This is a genomic window from Acidisphaera sp. L21 (assembly GCF_009765685.1).
In the GTDB taxonomy this organism is placed as follows: Bacteria; Pseudomonadota; Alphaproteobacteria; order Acetobacterales; family Acetobacteraceae; genus LMUY01.
Window position 1 is genome coordinate 101,108 of sequence record NZ_LMUY01000124.1, and the last position, 18,474, is coordinate 119,581.

Consider the following 18,474-nt stretch of genomic DNA (forward strand, 5'->3'; position numbering starts at 1 on the left):
CCGTTGGTCCGCCGATCAGACGTAACGATTGGCCGGAACCGGCAGGTCCAGATGGCTTCGCAGCGTCTCGCCCTCGTACTCCGTGCGAAAGAGACCGCGTTTCTGCAGGATCGGCACCACGTGATCCACCACCGCGCTCAACCCGCGCGGGCTGATGTCGGTCGCAATCATGAACCCGTCACAGGCCTGCGTCTCGAAATACAATTGCAGCCGGTCGGCAATCTGCTCCGGCGTGCCGGTGAAGTCGCCACGCGGGGCTGCGGCGCGATACGCCAGTTGCCGCAGCGTCAGATGATCCTCCCGCGCAATCCGCATCAGATATTCGGCGGACGATCGATTGCTGCTGCCGACGATGCCGCTCAAATCCGGCGTAGGCCCATCCAAATCGTATCCCGAAAAATCATACGAGTTGAAGTACCGGCTGAGGAACGCCAGCGCGGTTGGCGGATCCAACAACTCGTTCAACTCCTGCGCCCGGCGCTTGGCCTCCGCCTCCGTCCCGCCGACGATCGGGGTGATCACCGGGAACACCAGCAACTCCCCCTCCGGCCGGCCCAGCTTGGCTGCGCGATCACGCAAATCGGCCGTATAGATCCGGCACTCCTCGATCGTCTCCCGGTTGGAGAACACGGCGTCCGCGTGCAGCGCCGCCAATTGGCGCCCCGCCTCGGACGCACCCGCCTGGAAGATCACCGGCCGCCCCTGGACCGACCGTTCGATATTCAGCGGCCCCTGCACCTGGTAGAATTCCCCCTTGTGGTTCAGCCGGTGCATCTTGCTGAAATCGACGTAGCGCCCGGCCGCCTTGTCCCGCGGGAACGCGTCATCTTCCCACGAATCCCACAGCCCCTTCACGACCTCGATATATTCCTGCGCCACGTGATAGCGCAGATCGTGCTCCATCTGCGGCTCGCCACCATAATTGCGCGCCGCCCCGGCGTTGGATGAGGTGACGGCGTTCCACGCCACCCTGCCGCCGCTCAACCGATCCATCGAGGCGATCTGCCGCGCCGTGTTGAACGGTGCGCTGTAGGACGTGGACATCGTCGCCACCAGCCCCACCCGCGTCGTCACCGCGGCCGCGGCGGACAGGATGGTGATCGGCTCGAAATGGTTCACATCGAACGGGGTGGAGTTCTCGCTGGCATACAGCGAGTCGGCGATGAACAGGATATCCAACTTGCCGGCCTCGGCGATGCGCGCCAGGTTCAGCACGAACGCCAGGCTGGTGGACCCATCCGCCTGCATCGCCGGATGGCGCCAGGCGCCGACATTGCCGCCGAGATGGATCGGAAAGCAGCCGAGATGGATCTGGCGTGGTCGCGTGCTCACAGTAAAACCTCGTGCAAAGGCCGGCTCCAATTGGCGGCGGCGGCCATGGATCGTTCGACATCCTCCTCCAGCATCAGCCCGGCCGCGACCAGGGCGCGCGCCGCCTCCCCAATGGCCGCAACATAACCCTCTGGCGAGCCGTACCGCGCCAGCACAGAGCGGCGCGGGTCACCAGTCGCGGCGGCTTCGTCGTCGGTGTCGGGGAGGGGGATGGTGCTGCCGGTGAACTCGTACAGCCCGCCATGGCCGTAGCCCCGGGCGCGAATGTTCCAGCCGGTATACGACGCCAGCGGGGCCGCCACCATCGGGGCACGCACGCCGGCGACCTCATTGCCGTCCGCATCCACCGCCGGCAGCAGCACGGGGTAGTAAGCGTCACCGATAGGCTTGGGCGGTTCCTGGGTCACCACGCCCTGGTCGATCTCCGGCCCGAAATCCAGCAGCGGCAATTCGTTGGCGGTGCGTGGTGTGGCGATGCCGGGGATGGCGGGGAATTGGGCGCGCCAGGTCTGGATATCAACCAGCGTGCCATCCGCCCGGGTCGGCATCCGGCTGGCTGGCGGCAGCACGCCCTCACTCGCCCAGCGGTCCATTGCATCCAACATGGCGCGGAACAGCATCGAGGTGGAGACGACGTTCAGCACGCTCTGCGCCCGCCCCTTTACCGGACGGCGCAGATTTGGGTCGGCGGAATGCTGCGAACTGGCCCAGGCATAAACCCGCACGCCATCCGGCTGCGGCAGATCGTTACCAAGGGTATCCGTGTGCACCAGCGACCCGCGGCGCTGCCAATATTCCGACGCGGTCTGGCTGTGCATCACCAGCGGATCTGTCTCCGGCCGCTTCAGGATCGCATCGGTGCGCCCGGTCAGGTGATCGGTGGTTTCCGCATAGCTGAACGGGAACCGGTCGGCGGCAACGAAATGATCCTCGAATTGCTGCCCACCCGATGCGGTCAGCACGGCAAAGCGGTGCAGTGCCAATTTTCCGGCGCCTGCCACGTGCGGGATGATGCCGTCGAATACCCGGCGCCCTTCGCCATCCCCATTGAACCCGCGATAGACGAAATCCCGCATGGCGCGCCCGGTCTGCGAGCGGCCCCATGCATAGGCCCGCTCCACCCGGCCACGCAAAGGATTCGCCTCAGTGTCGTCATGCCGCAGGAACGACACGAAATCCCGCACCGCCACGTGGCCCAACGCCAACACCAATGGATCGCGCCCCGTGTAGATCAGCTCGTAGATCCAGCCGGACTGGAATCCCGCCGGAATGTGCACATGGATATCGGACGGGACCAGCGCCGTCTCATCCCCCTGGTTGTCCAGCCCGGTGCCGCTCTCCGCCCGTGCGAAACACCATGCATCCGGCGGCAGCACCTCCCGCGCGCTGTCCGGATACCGCCGCCGGGTCAGCGTGGCCCGGCGCGTGTCCAGCGACACGGTGGGGTGGCTGCGCGTCGTCGACCAGCCGCTGAGCGGGAAGGTGGTAACGCCCTCGCGCCCGATATATTCGGTGCGGATCACCCCCTCCAGCGGCCGGCCGCCATCGCTCGCGACCGGTAGATCCAGCAGCATCCGCTGATTGCCGGCCAGTAGATCGCCCTGCCACGCGGCGCATACAACGCTGTGGCCGCGCCGCATGAGAAACCCGTTCCCGGCATCTGCCAGGCTGCGCGGGTCGTTGCCGGCGGGCGCGTCGTTGAAGAATGGGACCGCTCGCTTGTTGCCGCGATTGCCGTAATCGAACAGCATCCGGCGGCTGCCCGGCCCCTGCGGGATCAGCATAGCGATGTCGCCGCTGAAGCAGACCATGCCGTCCTCATCCACCGGCGCCTTGTCGATGTCGAACACATGCGCCTGCGCTGGGGCTTTCGGATCCACCCGGTAATGCGCACGCCCGACCAGGCGTTCATACGGCCCGGACTCGCCGAAGCTGTGCCCGCCCGCAAACGCCCCACGCTCGGTGATCTCAAGGGTGACAGTCATCATTGCCCAATCTTTCGCCGCTGGCCTCGTCGAACAAATGCAACTTGCCGGGCCGCACGCCGATCGCGATCTCGTCGCCAATTCGCAGCTTGCAGCTTTCGTCCAGCCGCAACACCAGGGTTTGCGCACCGGCGCTCGTCGTCACCAGCGTCTCCTGCCCGGTCCGCTCCACCAGCGTCACGCGGGCGGGCAGGCCGTCCTTCGCCAGCAGCAAATCCTGCGGACGCACGCCCGCCGTCACCCGGACCGCATCGGCAGCGTGCGCGACGGCAATCTCCAACGCCAACCCGTCCGCCCGAAACCCACCCGGCACCAACGCGCCCGGCAAGAAGTTCATCCGCGGCGTGCCGACGAACGATGCGACGAACCGCGTTGCCGGGCGCGCATATACCTCCGCCGGCGGCCCGAGTTGCAGCAGCTTGCCGCCCTCCAGCACCGCGATGCGGGTCGACATGGTCATCGCCTCGATCTGATCGTGCGTGACGTAGACCATCGTCTTGCCCAACCGCTGGTGCAGTTGGATGATCTCGGCCCGCATATGCGCGCGCAACGTGGCATCCAGATTGCTCAACGGCTCGTCGAACAGGAACACGTCCGGGCTACGGATCATCGCCCGCCCCAACGCCACCCGCTGCTGCTGCCCACCCGAGAGTTGGGAGGACCGCCGGTCCAGCAACGGCCCGATCTGCAGAATACCGGCCACGTTGTCCACCATCGCAGCCCGTTGCTGGGCAGGGACCCGGCGCTTGCGCAGCGGGTATTCCAAATTCTGCCGCACCGTCATATGCGGATACAGCGCGTAACTTTGGAACACCATGGCGATGTTGCGATCGGCCGGCAGCACGTCGTTCATCCGCCGCCCGTCGAACAGGATGCCGCCCGCACTCGGGCTGTCCAGCCCCGCGATCATGCGCAGGATGGTCGACTTGCCGCAGCCGCTCGGGCCCAGCAGCGTCAGGAACTCCCCGGCCTGCACGTCGATGCACAAATTGTCGACGATGACGTGCGCACCGTAGGATTTGCGAATATGGTCGAGCGATATCGCGGCCATCGCCCTAGCCCTTCACCGAACCGGCGCCCAGGCCCTGGCCGAAATGCCGCTGCACCAACGCGAACAGCAGCAGGATCGGCATGGTGATGACGACCGCGGCCGCCATCATCAAATTCCAGTCGATGTCATAGGATTCTTTCACGAGGCGCAGCACGCCGGGTGGCAAGGTCATGCTCTGGTCGGCGTTGATGAAGACCAGCGCATACAGGTACTCGTTATAGGCCATGATGAAGGTGAACACCGCCGTCGCCAGGATGCCCGGCAAGGCCTGCGGAATGACGATTTCAAACAGGATGGCGAACCGCCCCGCGCCGTCGATTGCCGCCGCTGCCTCGATATCCGGGGGCAACGCAGCCACGAACGCGCGCAGCAGCCATAATGCGAAGGGCAGGGCGAAGGTCGTGTCGGTGATCACCAGCCCCCAAAGCGACCCATTCAGCCCGATGGAGGCGACGATCACATACAGCGGCACCAACAACACCACCGCCGGCAGCAGGTATGCGAACAGCACCAGGCGTGCCATCAACCCCCGCGCCGCAAACCGGAACCGCACCAGGCCATAGGCGCCAGCGATCCCGAACAACACCGCCACCAGCGTACTGGTGAGCGACACGAACAGGCTATTGACGAACAACTGCCCGAACCCGGTACGAAACAGCAGGTCGTAATAATGCACCAGCGTCAGGCTGCTCGGCAGAAAGCTCGGCGGGTAGCCGTTGGTTTCGATCCGCGGTTTCAGCGACGTCAGCACCATCCAGACCAGCGGGAAGGAGATGAGTCCGATCGCCGCCCACACCAGCACGTCGCGGCAGATGCGCCCACCCAGCCGAAGCATGCGCGCCCCCGTCATCGTGTGCGCGCGCTTTCTTCGCGGTCGTACTGCCCGGCGTAGATCCAGAAGAACACCAGCATGATGGCCAGCATGATCATCGCGATCGCCGCCCCGCTGCCCATGCTCAGCTTGGGGAAGACTTCCTTATACACCAGCAGCGGCAGCGTTTCGGTGCTGGACCGTGGGCCGCCTCCCGTCATCATGAAGATCAGGTCGAATTCCTTGAAGTCCCAGATCGTGCGCAGGATGATCACCATGGCCAGCACCGGCTTCAGTTGCGGCACGGTGATGTCCCAAAACCGCGACCAGGCATTGGCACCATCGATCTTCGCCGCGTCATACAGCGCCTTCGGAATGCCCTGCAGTCGCGCCAGCACCGCGATGGTCACGAACGGAAACTGCTTCCACGCCGCCACCACGATCACGCTGATCATCGCATTCGGCGACTGGCCCAACCAATTGATCGGGCCGTCCACCACGCCGTACTCCTCGGCCAGGTAATTCAAATACCCGTACAGATCGTTGAACAGCCATTGCCACACCAGCACGGCGACGACGGTGCTCAGCAAATACGGGAACAGCACCAGCGCGCGTGCTATCGGGCGCAAGAACAGCTTCCCGTGCAAGATCAGTGCGAAGGCCACGCCCAATCCCAATTGCAGTGCCAGACACCCCACCGTCCAGATCAGCGTATTGCCGAACGCGTTCCAGAACTCGCCGGATTGCAGCAGTGCCGTGTAGTTCGCCGCCCCGATGAACTCACCGGTCCGGGTCAGCGTGCTCATGTGATACAGGCTGATCACCAGCGTCTGGCCCAGCGGATAGGCGATCAGGATCACGAAGAACAGCACGCTGGGCGCCATCAGCAAATAGCCGAAGGCCGCGTTGCGCGTGGCGAGCGTCATTCCAGCCACGCGCTCCGTCCTCACGCCTTCAGGAGCGCGGCAATCCGGTCCGCTCCACGCGCGGCCGCGGCCTGCGGGGTCAATCCGCCGATCACCACATCCTGCAGCGCCTCCACCATCACGCGGGAGCCGAGGATCACACCGGCTTTCACGTTGGTCGGATGCGCGCTCGACTCCTTCAACAGCGAGCGCCCCTTCGCCGTCGCCGTCACCATCACGGCCACTTCCTTCTGGTAGCGGGTGATGATCGGGTTGGCGTTGAACTCCGCCGATGTCGCGATCGACTTCAGGTTCGGCAAATTATGGCTGGGCGTGGTGTGCAGGAACTTGATGTAATTGTCCTTCTGCAGCAGGCTCAGCGCCAGCTTTTTGGATAGATCGTGATCCTTCGCCGCCTTTGGAATGACCAAAGACTGGAAATCCCCCACGAACACGTCCCGCCCATTCGGCCCCATCGGGAACGGCACCACGGAAATCTCGTCCGCCAGCTTCGGGTTCTGGCTCTGCACGTTGATCAGCACACGACCGGAATACGGCGCCGACGCCGCGCGCCCTTCTACGAACCCGTTCACCGTCTCGGTATAAGCATAATTCGCCGACCCGGCCGGCGAGTATTGCAACAGCTCCCTGATGAACTCGAACGCCGCCACCGTGGCGGGCGAGTTGAACCCGACCGAGCCATCCGGGTTCAGCACGAACCCGCCGCTGCGCCAGATCGTCTGCAGCAGCAGCTTGTCGCCCATGCTGGTTTTGCCGAACGGATAGATCGTGCCGAACACGCCGCGGCGGTTGGTGCGCTTGGCCGTCGCCAGCATCGACTCCCAAGTCGTGAAGGCCGCCGGCCCATCGGCGCCGACCAGGTCCTTGCGATACCATAGCGGCCCGGTGGTGGTGGAGTTGACGATCGCCAGCCCCGGATAATATCCGCCCTTGTCGTCGTGCAGCAGCTCCAGCGAGTTCGGATAGAAATCCTGCTCGCCCACCGTCTTGATGATGTCGTCGACCGGCTGCAGCAACCCCTGCGCATTCAGCTGCATCACGAATTCCGGCGGCATATGGGAGATCAGATCCGGCGGGGTGCCCCCGGCGAGCGTAGCCGCCAGCTTCGGCAGCAACTCCTCTTCCTGGAACGCCTGGACCGAGACGGTCACGCCAGGATTGTCCTTCGCAAACCCGGCAAAGATCTCATTGTAAACGGCAGTCTGTTCCGGCGCACGCTGCGTCGTCCAAAACACCATCGCGCGGCTCTGCGCCCGCAATACACCCGGCATGGCAAGCGATCCCATGGCAGTCGCACCCACCAGCAAAGACCGCCGGTTCATCGTCATGGTCGTCATGTCAGCACCTTTCATCACCGCCGCATGTAGTGTGCACATCATATGCGGTTCGTATACCGTAAATCCGCTCAATCGAACGGCATTGTTGGCGCGGCGTCACGGCACTGCCCAGGCTTTATGCAGCGCCACTGATAATTGCCATCGCATCGGACGATAGGTTGCGAATATGCGTGCGCAACGCCTCGACCGTTGCCGCTACATCGCCTTTCGCGTACGCCTTCAGAATCGCCAGATGTTCCGCCCCGTCCTCTTTCACCCGGCGGAACGGGCTGGAGATTTCGAACAGCCGCGTCGTTACCCGAATTTGGCGGATCAGCCGGCCCAACACCTCATTGCCAGACGCATCGGGGAACATCAGGTGCATCCGGTCATCCGCATCCCAATGCGCACGCTCCTGCGTCTGCGCCGTCGCCAGCCGGGCAATATCCACTTTCACGGCGGCGATCGCCTCGGCCGGGATCTTGCCCATCGCCAGACGGATCGCCTCGCATTCCAGCAATTCGCGCACCCGCATCGCCTGGAAGAATTCGGTCGGCGTCACCCGGCGCACCGCGAACGAGCGGGAGCCGTGTTTGACCAACAGCCCCTCCGCCGCCAGCCGCAAAATCGCCTCCCGCATCGGCGTGCGGGAGATGTGGAGTTGCTCGGCCAGCTTGCCCTCCACCACGAAGGTGCCCCCCGGCAATTGCCGCATCAGGATCAGCCGGCGCAATTGTTCGTACGCCTGGTCGGCCAGGTTCAGATCGTCGCCAAACTCCAGCGCGTCGATGCTCATCGCGCCCCCATCAATCCGGCCGCCACCAGGGCACCCCGCAACCGCGCCATTTCCGCTGCGTCCAGCGCGCCGATCGGCTGCCGCCCGTGCCCGCTCGGCCAGCGCCCCAGCAATTCCATGCACGCCTTCAGCCGCACCGTTGCCAGCCCGCCCGGCGCCGTGCCGTAGATCGCATTCGCCAGCGGCTGGATCCGCGCGTGCATCGCTCGCGCCGTGGCCATGTCGCCCCGCTGGATGGCGCGATCCAGCGCCACGATCTCCTCCGGCAACAGCACCGCCAGGCTCACCAGGCTGCCATCGCTGCCGATCGCGAAACACGGCAGCAAATGCTCGTCGCCCGAGGCCATCATCTCCACATGCGGCGCCGCCTGCGCCACCAGGCGCCGGTTGACGTCGTAGGCCGCCGTTTCCCAACTGCCTTCCTTGATCCCCACCACCTGCGGCAATTGCACCAACTGCTCCAGCGTCTCCGCCGGATAGGCGAGCGTCCCCGCCCGCACCCCCGCCTGGTACAGCATCATCGGCATATCCACGGCCCGCGCGATCGCCTGGTGATGCCGCAGCACCATCCCCGTCTCCTGCGACAACGCCCAGGAAAACGGCGGGAAGACCAGCAGCGCGTCCGCGCCCGCCGCCTGCGCATCCGCCGCATGGCGCTGCGCCTCGCCGCTCTCCTCGCACAACACGCCGGACACGATGATGGCGCGGTTTCCGATCACCTCGCGTGCCGTCTGCACCACCAGCCGCCGCTCCTCCCGGCTCAGCAGGAATACCTCGCCCGCATGCCCATTGCACAGCACGCCGACGATCCCATCCGTCGCCACCGCCGCGGCGAAATGCTGCGCCAGCCGATCGGTATCGATCCTGTCCTGGTCATCCAGCGGCACCAGCGTGGCCGTGTAAATGCCGCGGAACGGCCGGGTGTGGCTCGGGATCACGGCGTTTTCTCCAGGGTTGCGGCACGCTGCGGCTGCACCAGCCGCGCCGGGTCGAACAGCGGCAGCTCCGGCTCGCGGTCCAGAATGTGGTCGGCCAGCAGTTTGCCCATGAACGGGCCGCTGGTGTAGCCGGAATGCACGCACCCGATCACGTAGGCATCGCCTATGCCCGGCAGCGGCCCGATCATCGGCAACGCGTCGGCGGTTTCGGATTCCAATCCCAGCCAGATACGCGCGACGCGCCCCTCCGCCAGCGCCGGAATGGCCGCCCGCGCCAGCCGCACATTGCCGATCAGATTATCCGGGATCGCCTCCACCCCGCCGCGCGCCGGGTCGCCGATGCCTTGCCAGCCGCCGCCGATCAGCACGGTGCCGTTCTCGAACTGCTTCAGCGACAGCAGCCCGTTGGCGATGCCCAACACGCTGCGCATCACCGGCCGCATCCGCTCCGTCACCACCAATTGGTTGATCAGGCATTTCACCGGCACGTGCAGCCCCAGCCAGCCGAGCATCGCCTCCAGCCAAACGCCCCCCGCCAGCACCAACCGGCGCGCCCGCACCGCAGGCTGCCCGGCAACCCGGATCGCGAACTGCCCGCCCGCGCGGTCGATCCCCGCGACCGGATGCTGTTCCATCAGCGTCGCCCCCGCCGCCACCAGCGCCCGGCGATACGCGCGGCCGGTCAGATACGCCGTCACATGCCCATCCAACGCGCAATGTGCAGCAGCGATGATGTCCCCGTTCAACCCCGGCTCGATCGCGCGCGCCTGCGCCGGCGTCACCAACTCGATCGGCGCCCCTTCCGCCCGCCGAGCCGCCGCACGATGCTCCAGCATATCCCGCTCCGCCGGGGTAAAGGCGACCGACAAGCCCGGCGTGGCCCGCGCGCCCGCATCCATGCCCAGCCAGTCTGGCGCATCCAGCCAAAGCTGCCGCCCGCGTATGGCGTATGGGATCAGCACGGCCCGGGTCATGTGCAACGTCAGCGTGCCCGCATTCACCCCGGATGCCTCGCGGCAGATCGCACCGCGGTCGATCAACGCCGTCCGCATCCCCGCGCGTGCCAAATGCAGCGCCGTCGTCGCGCCCATCACGCCGGCACCCACGACGGCTACGTCGAAGGCCTCCGTCACAGCGGCGCTGGCGGGGGCAGGGTGATGTCGGCGTAACCATATTCGCCGGTCAGCTGGTCCAGCGGCAGCGGGCGCAGCGGCGTCCGCCCGGTGAACAGCCCCGTGGTTTCCCGGTCGCTGGCGTGGAACTGCGCCAGCAACGCCGCGGCCGTGTCGCCGCATACCCGGCCCTGGCACGGCCCCATGCCGCAACGTGTCCAGGCCTTCAACTGGTTGACCTCGCACGCCCCTTCGGCCGCCGCCTCCTCGATCTCCGCGCGGGTCACATCCTCGCACCGGCAAACGATCGCGTCCGCCGGGATGGCAGCAAACTGGCCGGGGCGCGGCGCCATCATCCTGGCCATGGCGGCGCCGAACCGCGCCGCGCGTGCCAGCTTGCGCCGCAACTTTTCCGCCCGCGCATCATGCTGCACCTGGCTCAGCCGTCCCAAATCCAGCGCCACCGCCAGCCCGGCAAGCCGCCCCTGCAACCCGGCCGCCGCCACGCCCAGCACGCCACCCCCATCGCCTGCGACATAGACCCCCGCGCGCGTGGTGCGGAACCCGGCGTCCAGCGCCGGCCGCCAGGTGACGCTTGCCGGGTCGAACCAATGCTCCACCCGCAACAACCTCGTAACGTCGGTCGAAGGTATTAGCCCATGCCCGACCGCCACCGCATCCACCTCGAACGATGTCGCCGCGCCGCCGGGGATCGGGCGCCCCAGCGAATCGACGGGTTGCACGGTCGCGCGCAGCCCGTCCGGCGTGGCGGCGACTGCCGCCAATGCGTGGCCGGTCAGGATCGGGACGCCCGCCAGCCGCAACCGCGCCAGCCACCCGGCACCACGCGCCAGTAGATCCGGCCGGCCAGCCATGGCGGGCAGACACGCCGCCCACTCGCCGGGTGTGGCCAGGTCCACGACCGCGGCGACCTTGCCCCCCGCCTTCACGATGCCCACCGCCACCGCGGCCAGCAACGGCCCGGCGCCAGCCACCAGCGTGCGTTCGCCAGGCGCCATGCCGTGCGCCTTCAGCAGGATCGTCGCCGCGGCCAGGCCGACCACGCCGGGTAGCGTCCAGCCTGGGAAGGGTACTACCCGTTCCAACGCCCCGGTCGCGACGATCAGCGCCGGTGCCTGCCAGTGGCCTGGCCCTTGCGGCCCCAGCACATCCACCCGGTACTGGCCCGAAACCGACCAGACTTTCTGCCCGTGTTCCACCTGCACGCTGCTACCCGCCAGCGCCGCCCGCAGCGCGTCACCCTGGCGTCGCTCCGGCGAGCGGGCCATGTCCCGGGTCGTCGCCGGCGCGCGATACACCTGGCCGCCCGCTGCCGCTTCGTCCTCCAGCAGCACGGTGCGCACGCCCAACGCCGCCGCCTGCATCGCCGCCGCGGCGCCCGCTGGCCCGGCGCCAACGACGACCAGATCGGTTGCCCGACCGTTCACACCGCCACATCCGCGATGGTGCCGGACCGGATGGCCATGCCGGCGTGCAGGGTCGTGCGGCAGGCCTCCCGCCGCGCACCATCCACCCACACGATGCATTCCTGGCACGACCCCATCAGGCAGAACGCCCCGCGGGCTTGTCCCGCACGGGGGCTATCGCGCAGACGGCGCGTCCCGGCCTGCATCAACGCCGCCGCAAGATTGTCGCCAGCCCATCCGGTCAGGGGCACGCCATCGAAGCTGAAATCCACGCGCTGCGGCATGCCACCCCCAAATGATGCCCCAGCATAGGCATATCGATCGTATACCGTAAATATGGTATCACCGACGCCCGTTGCAGCCGGATGCCTGCGTCGTTCCTGGGCAACCCTTGGGAAGGGTGCTTATCACGTGACGACACTTCGGCGAATTCGCGCTGATCATCTCCCTGCCAGGTCGACACCTGCGGGGCAGCTGGGGCATGTGGCCAGCCGGCCTGGCGTGTTTGACCACGGCGCTTGGCGGCGTAGACTTGCCCTATGGCGATCCTTCCCCGCGTGCCGCTTCCCAACCGCCCGGACATGTCACCCGAGCAACGCGCGCTGTACGATCGCATCGTCGCCAGTCCGACCGGCGGCATGGTCGGCCCACAGCGCGCAAACATTCACAGCCCGGAACTTGCAGAAGCGTGGTGGCAACTGGGCGACATGCTGCGCAACCGGACCATCCTGCCACAAGCATTGGTCGAGTTGGCGATCATCGTCGCCGGGCGCCGATGGAACAGCCAAGTGGAGTTCCAAGTACATGCCGCCCGGGCAGCGCAAGCCGGGATAGATCCCGCAGTCATAGAGGCGATCCGCACCGGTGCCGCCCCCGAGTTTCCAGATGGCGACGCAGCGGACGTCTATGAGTTCGCCCGGCAAGTACAGATGTCCGGAAACGCGATCGACACGGCCTATGACGCAGTGCTGGCCCGGTGGGGCGTACGCGGCGTGGTAGAGCTCACGGCGGTGATCGGCTTCTACACCATGGTCTGTATCGCTCTCAACCTGCACCGCATCCCGCTGCCTGACGCGGCGCAATCGCCGCTGCATTCGCTTGATCCGGCGGACGATTTGGCATCGCTGTCGCCACGGCGGGGCCATCCAACGTAAGGCGCGCCACCAAGTCAGGGATCTACGGGCGGGTGTTGTTTTCAGGGTCACTGCCGCTGCAGACGCCGTGGGAAGCACGATATGCATGTCCGCTCACGCCGGATAACGCAGAAGGACCTGCACCGCATCGGTTTCGAAAGGACAGACGACCCATGAGAGGCCTTGATGATCTACAGCGATTTCAAGTCGAGGTCGCCGATCACGTCGCAACGGTCACCATCGCGGCACCCCCCGTCAACGCGCAGGATCGGCTGTTTCGCGAGGAGTGCGTACGGATATTCGACGTGCTGGGGGCCGAGACCGATATACGCGCCATCGTGCTGGCGGCCGACGGACGAGCATTCTCCGCTGGCGCCGATCTTTCGGAACGTGCCGGCATCCTTGCCGAGCCGGGCGGCTACGCGCGGCATAATCGCCTGGTGCGCGCCGCATTCGACTGCATCATCGAATGCCCCAAGCCGGTCATTGCCGCGGTCAATGGCGCCGCCATTGGCGCGGGATGCGTGCTCGCCCTCCTGTGTGACATCCTGATCGTCGCGGAGGAGGCGTTCCTCTCGATGACGGAAGTCGATTACGGGCTGGCTGGCGGCGTGCGCCACGTGCTGCGTTCGTTCAGCCCCTCCGATGCACGCTTGATGATCTACACCGCCAAGCGCGTCACCGGGCCCGAACTCTATCGCATGAACGTTGCGTCGGCCTGCGTCCCGAAAGCCCAGCTTGTGGAAGAGGCGAAGGCTATTGCCCGAACCATCGCGGAAAAGGTGCCTCTGGCCGTCATGGCCGCCAAACGCTCCTTCGGCCTCACGGAGGAAATGCCGCTCCGCGACGGCTATCGATACGAACAGTCGCAGACCGCCCTTTTGGCAGAGACGGAAGACACGCAGGAGGCCTTGGCGGCGTTTCGCGAAAAGCGCAAGCCCGTCTTCAAGGGATTTTAGGCCATCGCAGACGGGGCCATCGCAGACGGGGCCATCGCAGACGGGGCCATCGCCCGCCAACTCGACCGGCAGGCCGCGACCCGGCTGCCCGGCCTGCGTCGTCGGTCGCACGGCTCAAACTAGATCCGCAGCCGACATGGCAAGTGACAGGCGGTAGCGGCCGATGATCGGCGCAACCGCGACGCCGGCCCCAAGCAGCCCAGAGTCCGTCACCTCCGCATCGATGGCGTCGCATAGCGCGTCTTCGTCGTAGCCGGAGATCACCAGGACCCAGTCCGCTATCCCGTCCCCGCCGCGTATCCCTTGTTCCGCGGTTTGCGAGATATTCCCCGGCATATCGGTGACCAGAAGGTGAGCCCCACATAACCCGGGCAAGTGGGCAAGCTCCGGCAGGCGCCGATCCAGATAGCGCCGGACGGTATCGCCCCGACCGGCGGCGGGGGAGAACCGAATGGTCGCGATGAACGCCGCGATGCCTCCGCCATGGCTGGCTGCTACGCGGCACAGGCTGCGGACCATATTCAGGTGATGCGGCATCATCTTGGTCGACCACGGGGTGGGATGGTTCAGGCGGTCCAGGTACGCCGCTGACGCCACCGTCGCGTGGCTGTCCAGCTCGTACATGACGAAGACGCCGGTAGCGCCGTCACGATCCGTCCAACGCGAGCCGCGGAGGAAGCCGGGTATCCCCATGCGCTCGGGAAAATGTTCGTGCGAGTGCCAGTTCTGGAACTCGGAACGAAGGGTCGGCGCGATATCCCACCACATGGCCACGGCGGCCTGGCCTAGCAACATTGTATCATCCTCTTCCAAACGCATTGCTCAAGGGAGCAGGTCCTTATAGGCAACGCCTCACTCCCTCCTCGCAGGCAACCGAGGCATCTGGGGAAACCGGACGGCGTGACAGGCCAGCTATCGGGCCCAATCCAGGAGGAATTGCCGGGCATGGTCTGCGGCCAATTGTAGACGCTTGCCCGTCGACAGGCCGGCATCCGCCGCGACCGGGGTTTCCACGGCCAGCGCCGTGCCCTCAGGCAGGGCTGCCAGAAAGGCGTGCAGGGCGGCAATGCCTTGGCCTGGATGAAGGCGGCCGGACCGCGCCTCGGTTGGCAGCGCCGCAATCGCGGGTGCTGGGCCGGGCGCCACGTCGCAAAGCTGCGCGTAGGCGACACGGTGGGGCGGCAGCGCCGCGATCTCGGCGGCATCGATTCCGGCACGATGCAGATGCAGCACATCCAGGATGATCCCGGTGTCGTCCGACCCGGCCGCCTCGATCAGCAACAGCGCCTCCGCGATCGTCCGGATGTCGCGGTAAAGCATGCACTCGACCCCGACACGCAACCCATGTCGCCCGGCTTCCTCGCAAAGCGCGCCGAAGAGGTCGATGCGGTCCTGCGGCGACGATGCGGGGCCGCCGACAGGTGCGCCGATCACCGAAATGCAGTCTGCACCCAGTTCGGCGCCTGCCTCCAGGACGGGCCGGTAATCCTGCATCGTCATTCCTGGGGCGAGCACGAATGCTTCGACGTCGAACAGCCTGGTTCCGGTACGCTGCAGCGCGGCCCGGATCGCGGCGATAGTGGCGGGTTTGCCAACGATGCCGTGCTCCAGCGGCACGGGGGTTGCGGTGGCCAGCGGCAGCCCCACGGCTCCGAAGCCGGCTGCGGCGGCCTCCTCGATGAAGCGCACCGGTTCCATGCGCCCGATCGTCAGGTTTTCCACCACGAGGGCGGAGGGGGGGATCGCTTGTTGCCGCATCAGTAAGTAGCCCGGCCGCCGGTGAGGTCGAACGTGAAGCCGGTCGTGAAGCTGCAGGCCGGGCTGGCGACCCAGGCGACCATTTCCGCCACCTCCTCGATTTGGAGGAAGCGGCCCATTGGGATCTTCGCCTTCATGGCGGCGATGAACTCCGGGGTCATCTCCTTCATCAGTTCCGTCTCCGCCATCGCGGGGGCCAGGCAGTTGACCATCACACCGCTGCCGACGAGTTCCTTGGCGACCGATTTGCTGAAGGCGATGACGCCTCCCTTTGCCGCTGCGTAGGCCGCTCCATTCGGATTGCCCTCCTTCCCGGCGATCGAGGCAATGTTGACGATGCGGCCATATCCGTGGTCCCGCATATGCGGGATGGCGGCTCGGCAGCCGTGAAACACGCCGTCCAAGTCGATCGTCATGACCCGGCGCCAGTCGGCCAGCGAGTACTCCCAGCTTGGCATCACCGGGCCATTCACCCCGGCGTTGTTGACCAGGATGTGCACCTGTCCCAACGCGGCGACCGCATCGGCGAAGGCTGCGGACACCGCGTCCGCATCCGCTACGTCCACCGTCTGGCAGAGCGCCGGTTCGAACCCGGCGGCCGCGGCATCGAAACCGTCGAAGCCGCGATCCCAAAGCGCCACGCGGCATCCTGCAGTGGCCAGGCGCCGGGCGATGCCCAGACCGAAGCCGCGGGCGCCCCCGGTGACGATGGCGGCGTGGCCGTTGATCGCGGTGCTGAACTCCATCATGCGTGCTCCTCCTGCCGTGCGGGAACGGGGTCGTCGGCCAGGCCGGCGGCATGCCGCGCGGCGCGCCAGCCAAAGACCAGGGCCGGGCCGATGGTGGTGCCGGGGCCCGGATAGGTGCCGCGGAAGATCGAGGCGAGATCGTTGCCGCAGGCGTACAGGCCTGGGATCGGGGTGCCGGCTGCGTCCAGCACGCGCCCGTCGCCGTCGCCGGCCAGCCCGGCGCTACTCGCCAGATCTGCCGGGCGTACCGCCACTGCGTAGAACGGGCCTGGCCCGATCGGCCGCAGGCATGGATTGGGCTTGTTTGCCGGATCGCCGTTGATGCGGTTCAGGTCGCTCTCGCCGCGGCCGAACGCATGGTCCACGCCCGTCCGCGCGGCCGCGTTATGGGCGGTGACCGTTGCCTCCAGCCCGTCCGGATCGGCGCCGATCCGGACGGCCAGCGTGCGCAGGTCCGGCGCTTCGATCAGATATCCGGTGCGGATGAAGCGAGACAGATTGCGTGTGCCGGGATGGACGAGCCCGAGCCCGTAATCGGCGATGAAGCGGCGGTCCACGATCAGGTGCGCCGGGATCGCCGGGGAGACGGCATCGGCTCGCAGCATGGCCATGCAGACATCGTGATAGCTGTCGGCCTCGTTGCAGAAGCGCCGGCCGGCGGCGTTCACCGCGATCAGCCCGGGCTTCGCACGGTCCAGGATGATGTGCGGCCAGACGGATTGCGTGCCGTCCTGTCGCATCAGCACCGAGCAGGGCATCCACAGGCCGGGGCTTTCCATCGCATCATCCAGCATGCCGCCTTGCGCGAGCGCAGCGTTGACGGCGTCGCCGGTGTGGCTTTCCGGCGCCAGCGACAGGGATCGAGCCGCCTCCGGGAACAGCGTGGCGCGCAAGGCCGGGTCGCGGGCCAGGCCGCCGGTGGCCAGCACGACGCCCCGCTCCGCCCGGATCGTGCGGCGCCCACCTGGTCCGTCGACCACGGCGCCGGCGATGCGGCCGGCATCGCCGACCAACTCGACCAGCCGGGTTCCGAACCGGATCGGCACCCCGGCCTCGCGCAGGCTGTAGAGCAGCCGGCCGACAAGGGCGTTGCCCATGACAAGATTGGTGCCCCGGCGGTGGCGCAGCCGGTCCAGGGCGTGGCGCCCCAGCAGCGCGGCGACCCGGCGCAGATTCGCCAGCGACTGCAACGGCGCCAGCAGCGCCGGTATGTCGGCCCGCGTGACCATCATGCCGCCGAGCACCATGAACTCCCGCCAGGGGGGCAGCACGCGCTTGAAGTCCGGCCCCAGCAGGCGCCCGTCAAAGGCGAGCGGAACCAGGGCGCGTCCGCCGAAGGCCGCGCCCGGGTGGTTGCCGAGGTAATCCGGGTGGGCAGTGGCGGCCGCAAACTTCACGGCGCTACGGGCTTCCAGATCGTCGATGACGGCAGGTCCGGTTCGCAGAAAGACCTCCCGCGCCGCATCGCCGCCCCGGGTGCCGATCACCGAATCGAGGTAGGCCCGGCCTTGCTCGACCGTATCCGGGACGCCTGCAAGCCGGCTCTGGCTGGTGCCGGGAATCCAGGCCGAGCCGGCCGATGAGGCGGTGATGCCACCCGCCGCCTCAGTCTTTTCGCACAACAGAACGTCCAGCCCTTCGAGCTTGCCGACCAAAGCCGCCGTCATGCCGCCTGCCCCGGCGCCGAACACCAGAAGGTCGGTTTGCTCGTCCCACCGGGTCATGCTGCGACGGTTCCTGGACCCATCATCTCGTCGATCCGGATCGGCCGCCCCTCCAACGCGGAGCGCGACACGGCCAGCGTCGCCGCCACGGTGCGGGCGCCGTCCAGGCCGGACACCAGGGGCGGCTCCTCGCCCCGGATCACGCGCAGGAAGTGGCGCGTCTGCCGCTGCAGCGGGTCCGCCGTTTCGGCTTCCAGATGCTGCACCTCGAAGCGTTCGGTCCAGCCGCGCGCGCCGGGGTAACGCCACAGCGTCAGCGACGGCAGTTCCAGCGTTCCCTCGGTGCCAGAGATGCGATAGGCGTCGGCCGCGTGGCGCGGGAAGTGCTTGGTCTCGCCTGCGGTCTGGTCCCAACAGAATGGCGAGGCAGCGGTGTCGGACAGCATCACCGTGCCCAACGCCCCGCCCTCGAAACGCAGCAGCACTGCCGCGGTGTCTTCCACGGCAAACCCGCGCA

General features: G+C 67.0%; 18 protein-coding genes. 2 read left to right on the forward strand and 16 right to left on the reverse strand.

Features of this window, described 5'->3' with window-relative positions:
- Positions 1-15: 15 nt before the first annotated feature.
- The 11 genes from GSQ76_RS23880 to GSQ76_RS23930 all read right to left on the reverse strand — a co-directional run bounded on the left by GSQ76_RS23880 (position 16) and on the right by GSQ76_RS23930 (position 11,978).
- The gene (locus GSQ76_RS23880; RefSeq protein ID WP_158746604.1) at positions 16-1,332 is read right to left on the reverse strand and encodes an LLM class flavin-dependent oxidoreductase; all 1,317 of its coding nucleotides are present in this window, start codon (positions 1,330-1,332) and stop codon (positions 16-18) included.
- A complete protein-coding gene (locus tag GSQ76_RS23885; protein ID WP_158746605.1) occupies positions 1,329-3,320 on the reverse strand; it encodes an alpha/beta hydrolase domain-containing protein in 1,992 nt (663 codons plus the stop codon). Before GSQ76_RS23885 ends, GSQ76_RS23880 begins: the two co-directional genes overlap by 4 nt.
- Positions 3,301-4,368 (reverse strand): ABC transporter ATP-binding protein, encoded by a 1,068-nt coding sequence (locus GSQ76_RS23890; protein WP_158746606.1) that lies wholly within the window; start codon positions 4,366-4,368, stop codon positions 3,301-3,303. Before GSQ76_RS23890 ends, GSQ76_RS23885 begins: the two co-directional genes overlap by 20 nt.
- A 4-nt stretch (positions 4,369-4,372) precedes the next feature.
- Positions 4,373-5,203, reverse strand: coding sequence for a carbohydrate ABC transporter permease (locus GSQ76_RS23895; protein ID WP_158746607.1), 831 nt, complete (start codon positions 5,201-5,203; stop codon positions 4,373-4,375).
- A gap of 11 nt (positions 5,204-5,214) precedes the next feature.
- Complete coding sequence (locus GSQ76_RS23900; RefSeq protein ID WP_158746608.1) at positions 5,215-6,105, reverse strand: carbohydrate ABC transporter permease; 891 nt, start codon at positions 6,103-6,105, stop codon at positions 5,215-5,217.
- A gap of 20 nt (positions 6,106-6,125) precedes the next feature.
- A complete protein-coding gene (locus tag GSQ76_RS23905; RefSeq protein ID WP_158746609.1) occupies positions 6,126-7,442 on the reverse strand; it encodes an ABC transporter substrate-binding protein in 1,317 nt (438 codons plus the stop codon).
- Positions 7,443-7,557: 115 nt separating this feature from the next.
- A complete protein-coding gene (locus GSQ76_RS23910; protein ID WP_158746610.1) occupies positions 7,558-8,217 on the reverse strand; it encodes a GntR family transcriptional regulator in 660 nt (219 codons plus the stop codon).
- Entirely contained in the window at positions 8,214-9,155 is a 942-nt protein-coding gene (locus GSQ76_RS23915) for a dihydrodipicolinate synthase family protein (RefSeq protein WP_158746611.1), read from the reverse strand. The genes GSQ76_RS23910 and GSQ76_RS23915 overlap by 4 nt, the downstream gene beginning before the upstream one ends.
- The gene (locus GSQ76_RS23920; RefSeq protein WP_216851264.1) at positions 9,152-10,288 is read right to left on the reverse strand and encodes an FAD-binding oxidoreductase; all 1,137 of its coding nucleotides are present in this window, start codon (positions 10,286-10,288) and stop codon (positions 9,152-9,154) included. The genes GSQ76_RS23915 and GSQ76_RS23920 overlap by 4 nt, the downstream gene beginning before the upstream one ends.
- The gene (locus GSQ76_RS23925; RefSeq protein ID WP_216851260.1) at positions 10,285-11,715 is read right to left on the reverse strand and encodes an NAD(P)/FAD-dependent oxidoreductase; all 1,431 of its coding nucleotides are present in this window, start codon (positions 11,713-11,715) and stop codon (positions 10,285-10,287) included. The genes GSQ76_RS23920 and GSQ76_RS23925 overlap by 4 nt, the downstream gene beginning before the upstream one ends.
- Positions 11,712-11,978, reverse strand: coding sequence for a (2Fe-2S)-binding protein (locus GSQ76_RS23930; RefSeq protein ID WP_158746613.1), 267 nt, complete (start codon positions 11,976-11,978; stop codon positions 11,712-11,714). The genes GSQ76_RS23925 and GSQ76_RS23930 overlap by 4 nt, the downstream gene beginning before the upstream one ends.
- A 255-nt stretch (positions 11,979-12,233) precedes the next feature.
- Between GSQ76_RS23930 and GSQ76_RS23935 the strand changes: the two genes are divergently transcribed.
- Together GSQ76_RS23935 and GSQ76_RS23940 are read left to right on the forward strand one after the other, a co-directional pair.
- Positions 12,234-12,848, forward strand: a complete 615-nt coding sequence (locus tag GSQ76_RS23935; protein ID WP_158746614.1) for a carboxymuconolactone decarboxylase family protein — start codon at positions 12,234-12,236, stop codon at positions 12,846-12,848.
- Positions 12,849-13,000: 152 nt separating this feature from the next.
- Entirely contained in the window at positions 13,001-13,786 is a 786-nt protein-coding gene (locus GSQ76_RS23940) for an enoyl-CoA hydratase/isomerase family protein (RefSeq protein ID WP_158746615.1), read from the forward strand.
- Between the two features lie 114 nt (positions 13,787-13,900).
- On the opposite strand, the gene GSQ76_RS23945 is transcribed toward GSQ76_RS23940, so the two are convergent.
- The 5 genes from GSQ76_RS23945 to GSQ76_RS23965 all read right to left on the reverse strand — a co-directional run.
- On the reverse strand, positions 13,901-14,581 hold the full coding sequence (locus GSQ76_RS23945) for a hypothetical protein (RefSeq protein ID WP_158746616.1): 681 nt from the start codon (positions 14,579-14,581) through the stop codon (positions 13,901-13,903).
- 117 nt (positions 14,582-14,698) lie between these two features.
- Complete coding sequence (locus tag GSQ76_RS23950) at positions 14,699-15,544, reverse strand: sugar phosphate isomerase/epimerase (protein ID WP_158746617.1); 846 nt, start codon at positions 15,542-15,544, stop codon at positions 14,699-14,701.
- Positions 15,544-16,293, reverse strand: a complete 750-nt coding sequence (locus GSQ76_RS23955) for an SDR family NAD(P)-dependent oxidoreductase (RefSeq protein WP_158746618.1) — start codon at positions 16,291-16,293, stop codon at positions 15,544-15,546. Before GSQ76_RS23955 ends, GSQ76_RS23950 begins: the two co-directional genes overlap by 1 nt.
- On the reverse strand, positions 16,290-18,017 hold the full coding sequence (locus tag GSQ76_RS23960) for an FAD-binding protein (protein WP_158746619.1): 1,728 nt from the start codon (positions 18,015-18,017) through the stop codon (positions 16,290-16,292). Before GSQ76_RS23960 ends, GSQ76_RS23955 begins: the two co-directional genes overlap by 4 nt.
- On the reverse strand, positions 18,014-18,474 hold a 461-nt coding region (locus GSQ76_RS23965), incomplete at its 5' end, for a Gfo/Idh/MocA family oxidoreductase (protein WP_254070606.1). The genes GSQ76_RS23965 and GSQ76_RS23960, both read right to left, overlap by 4 nt.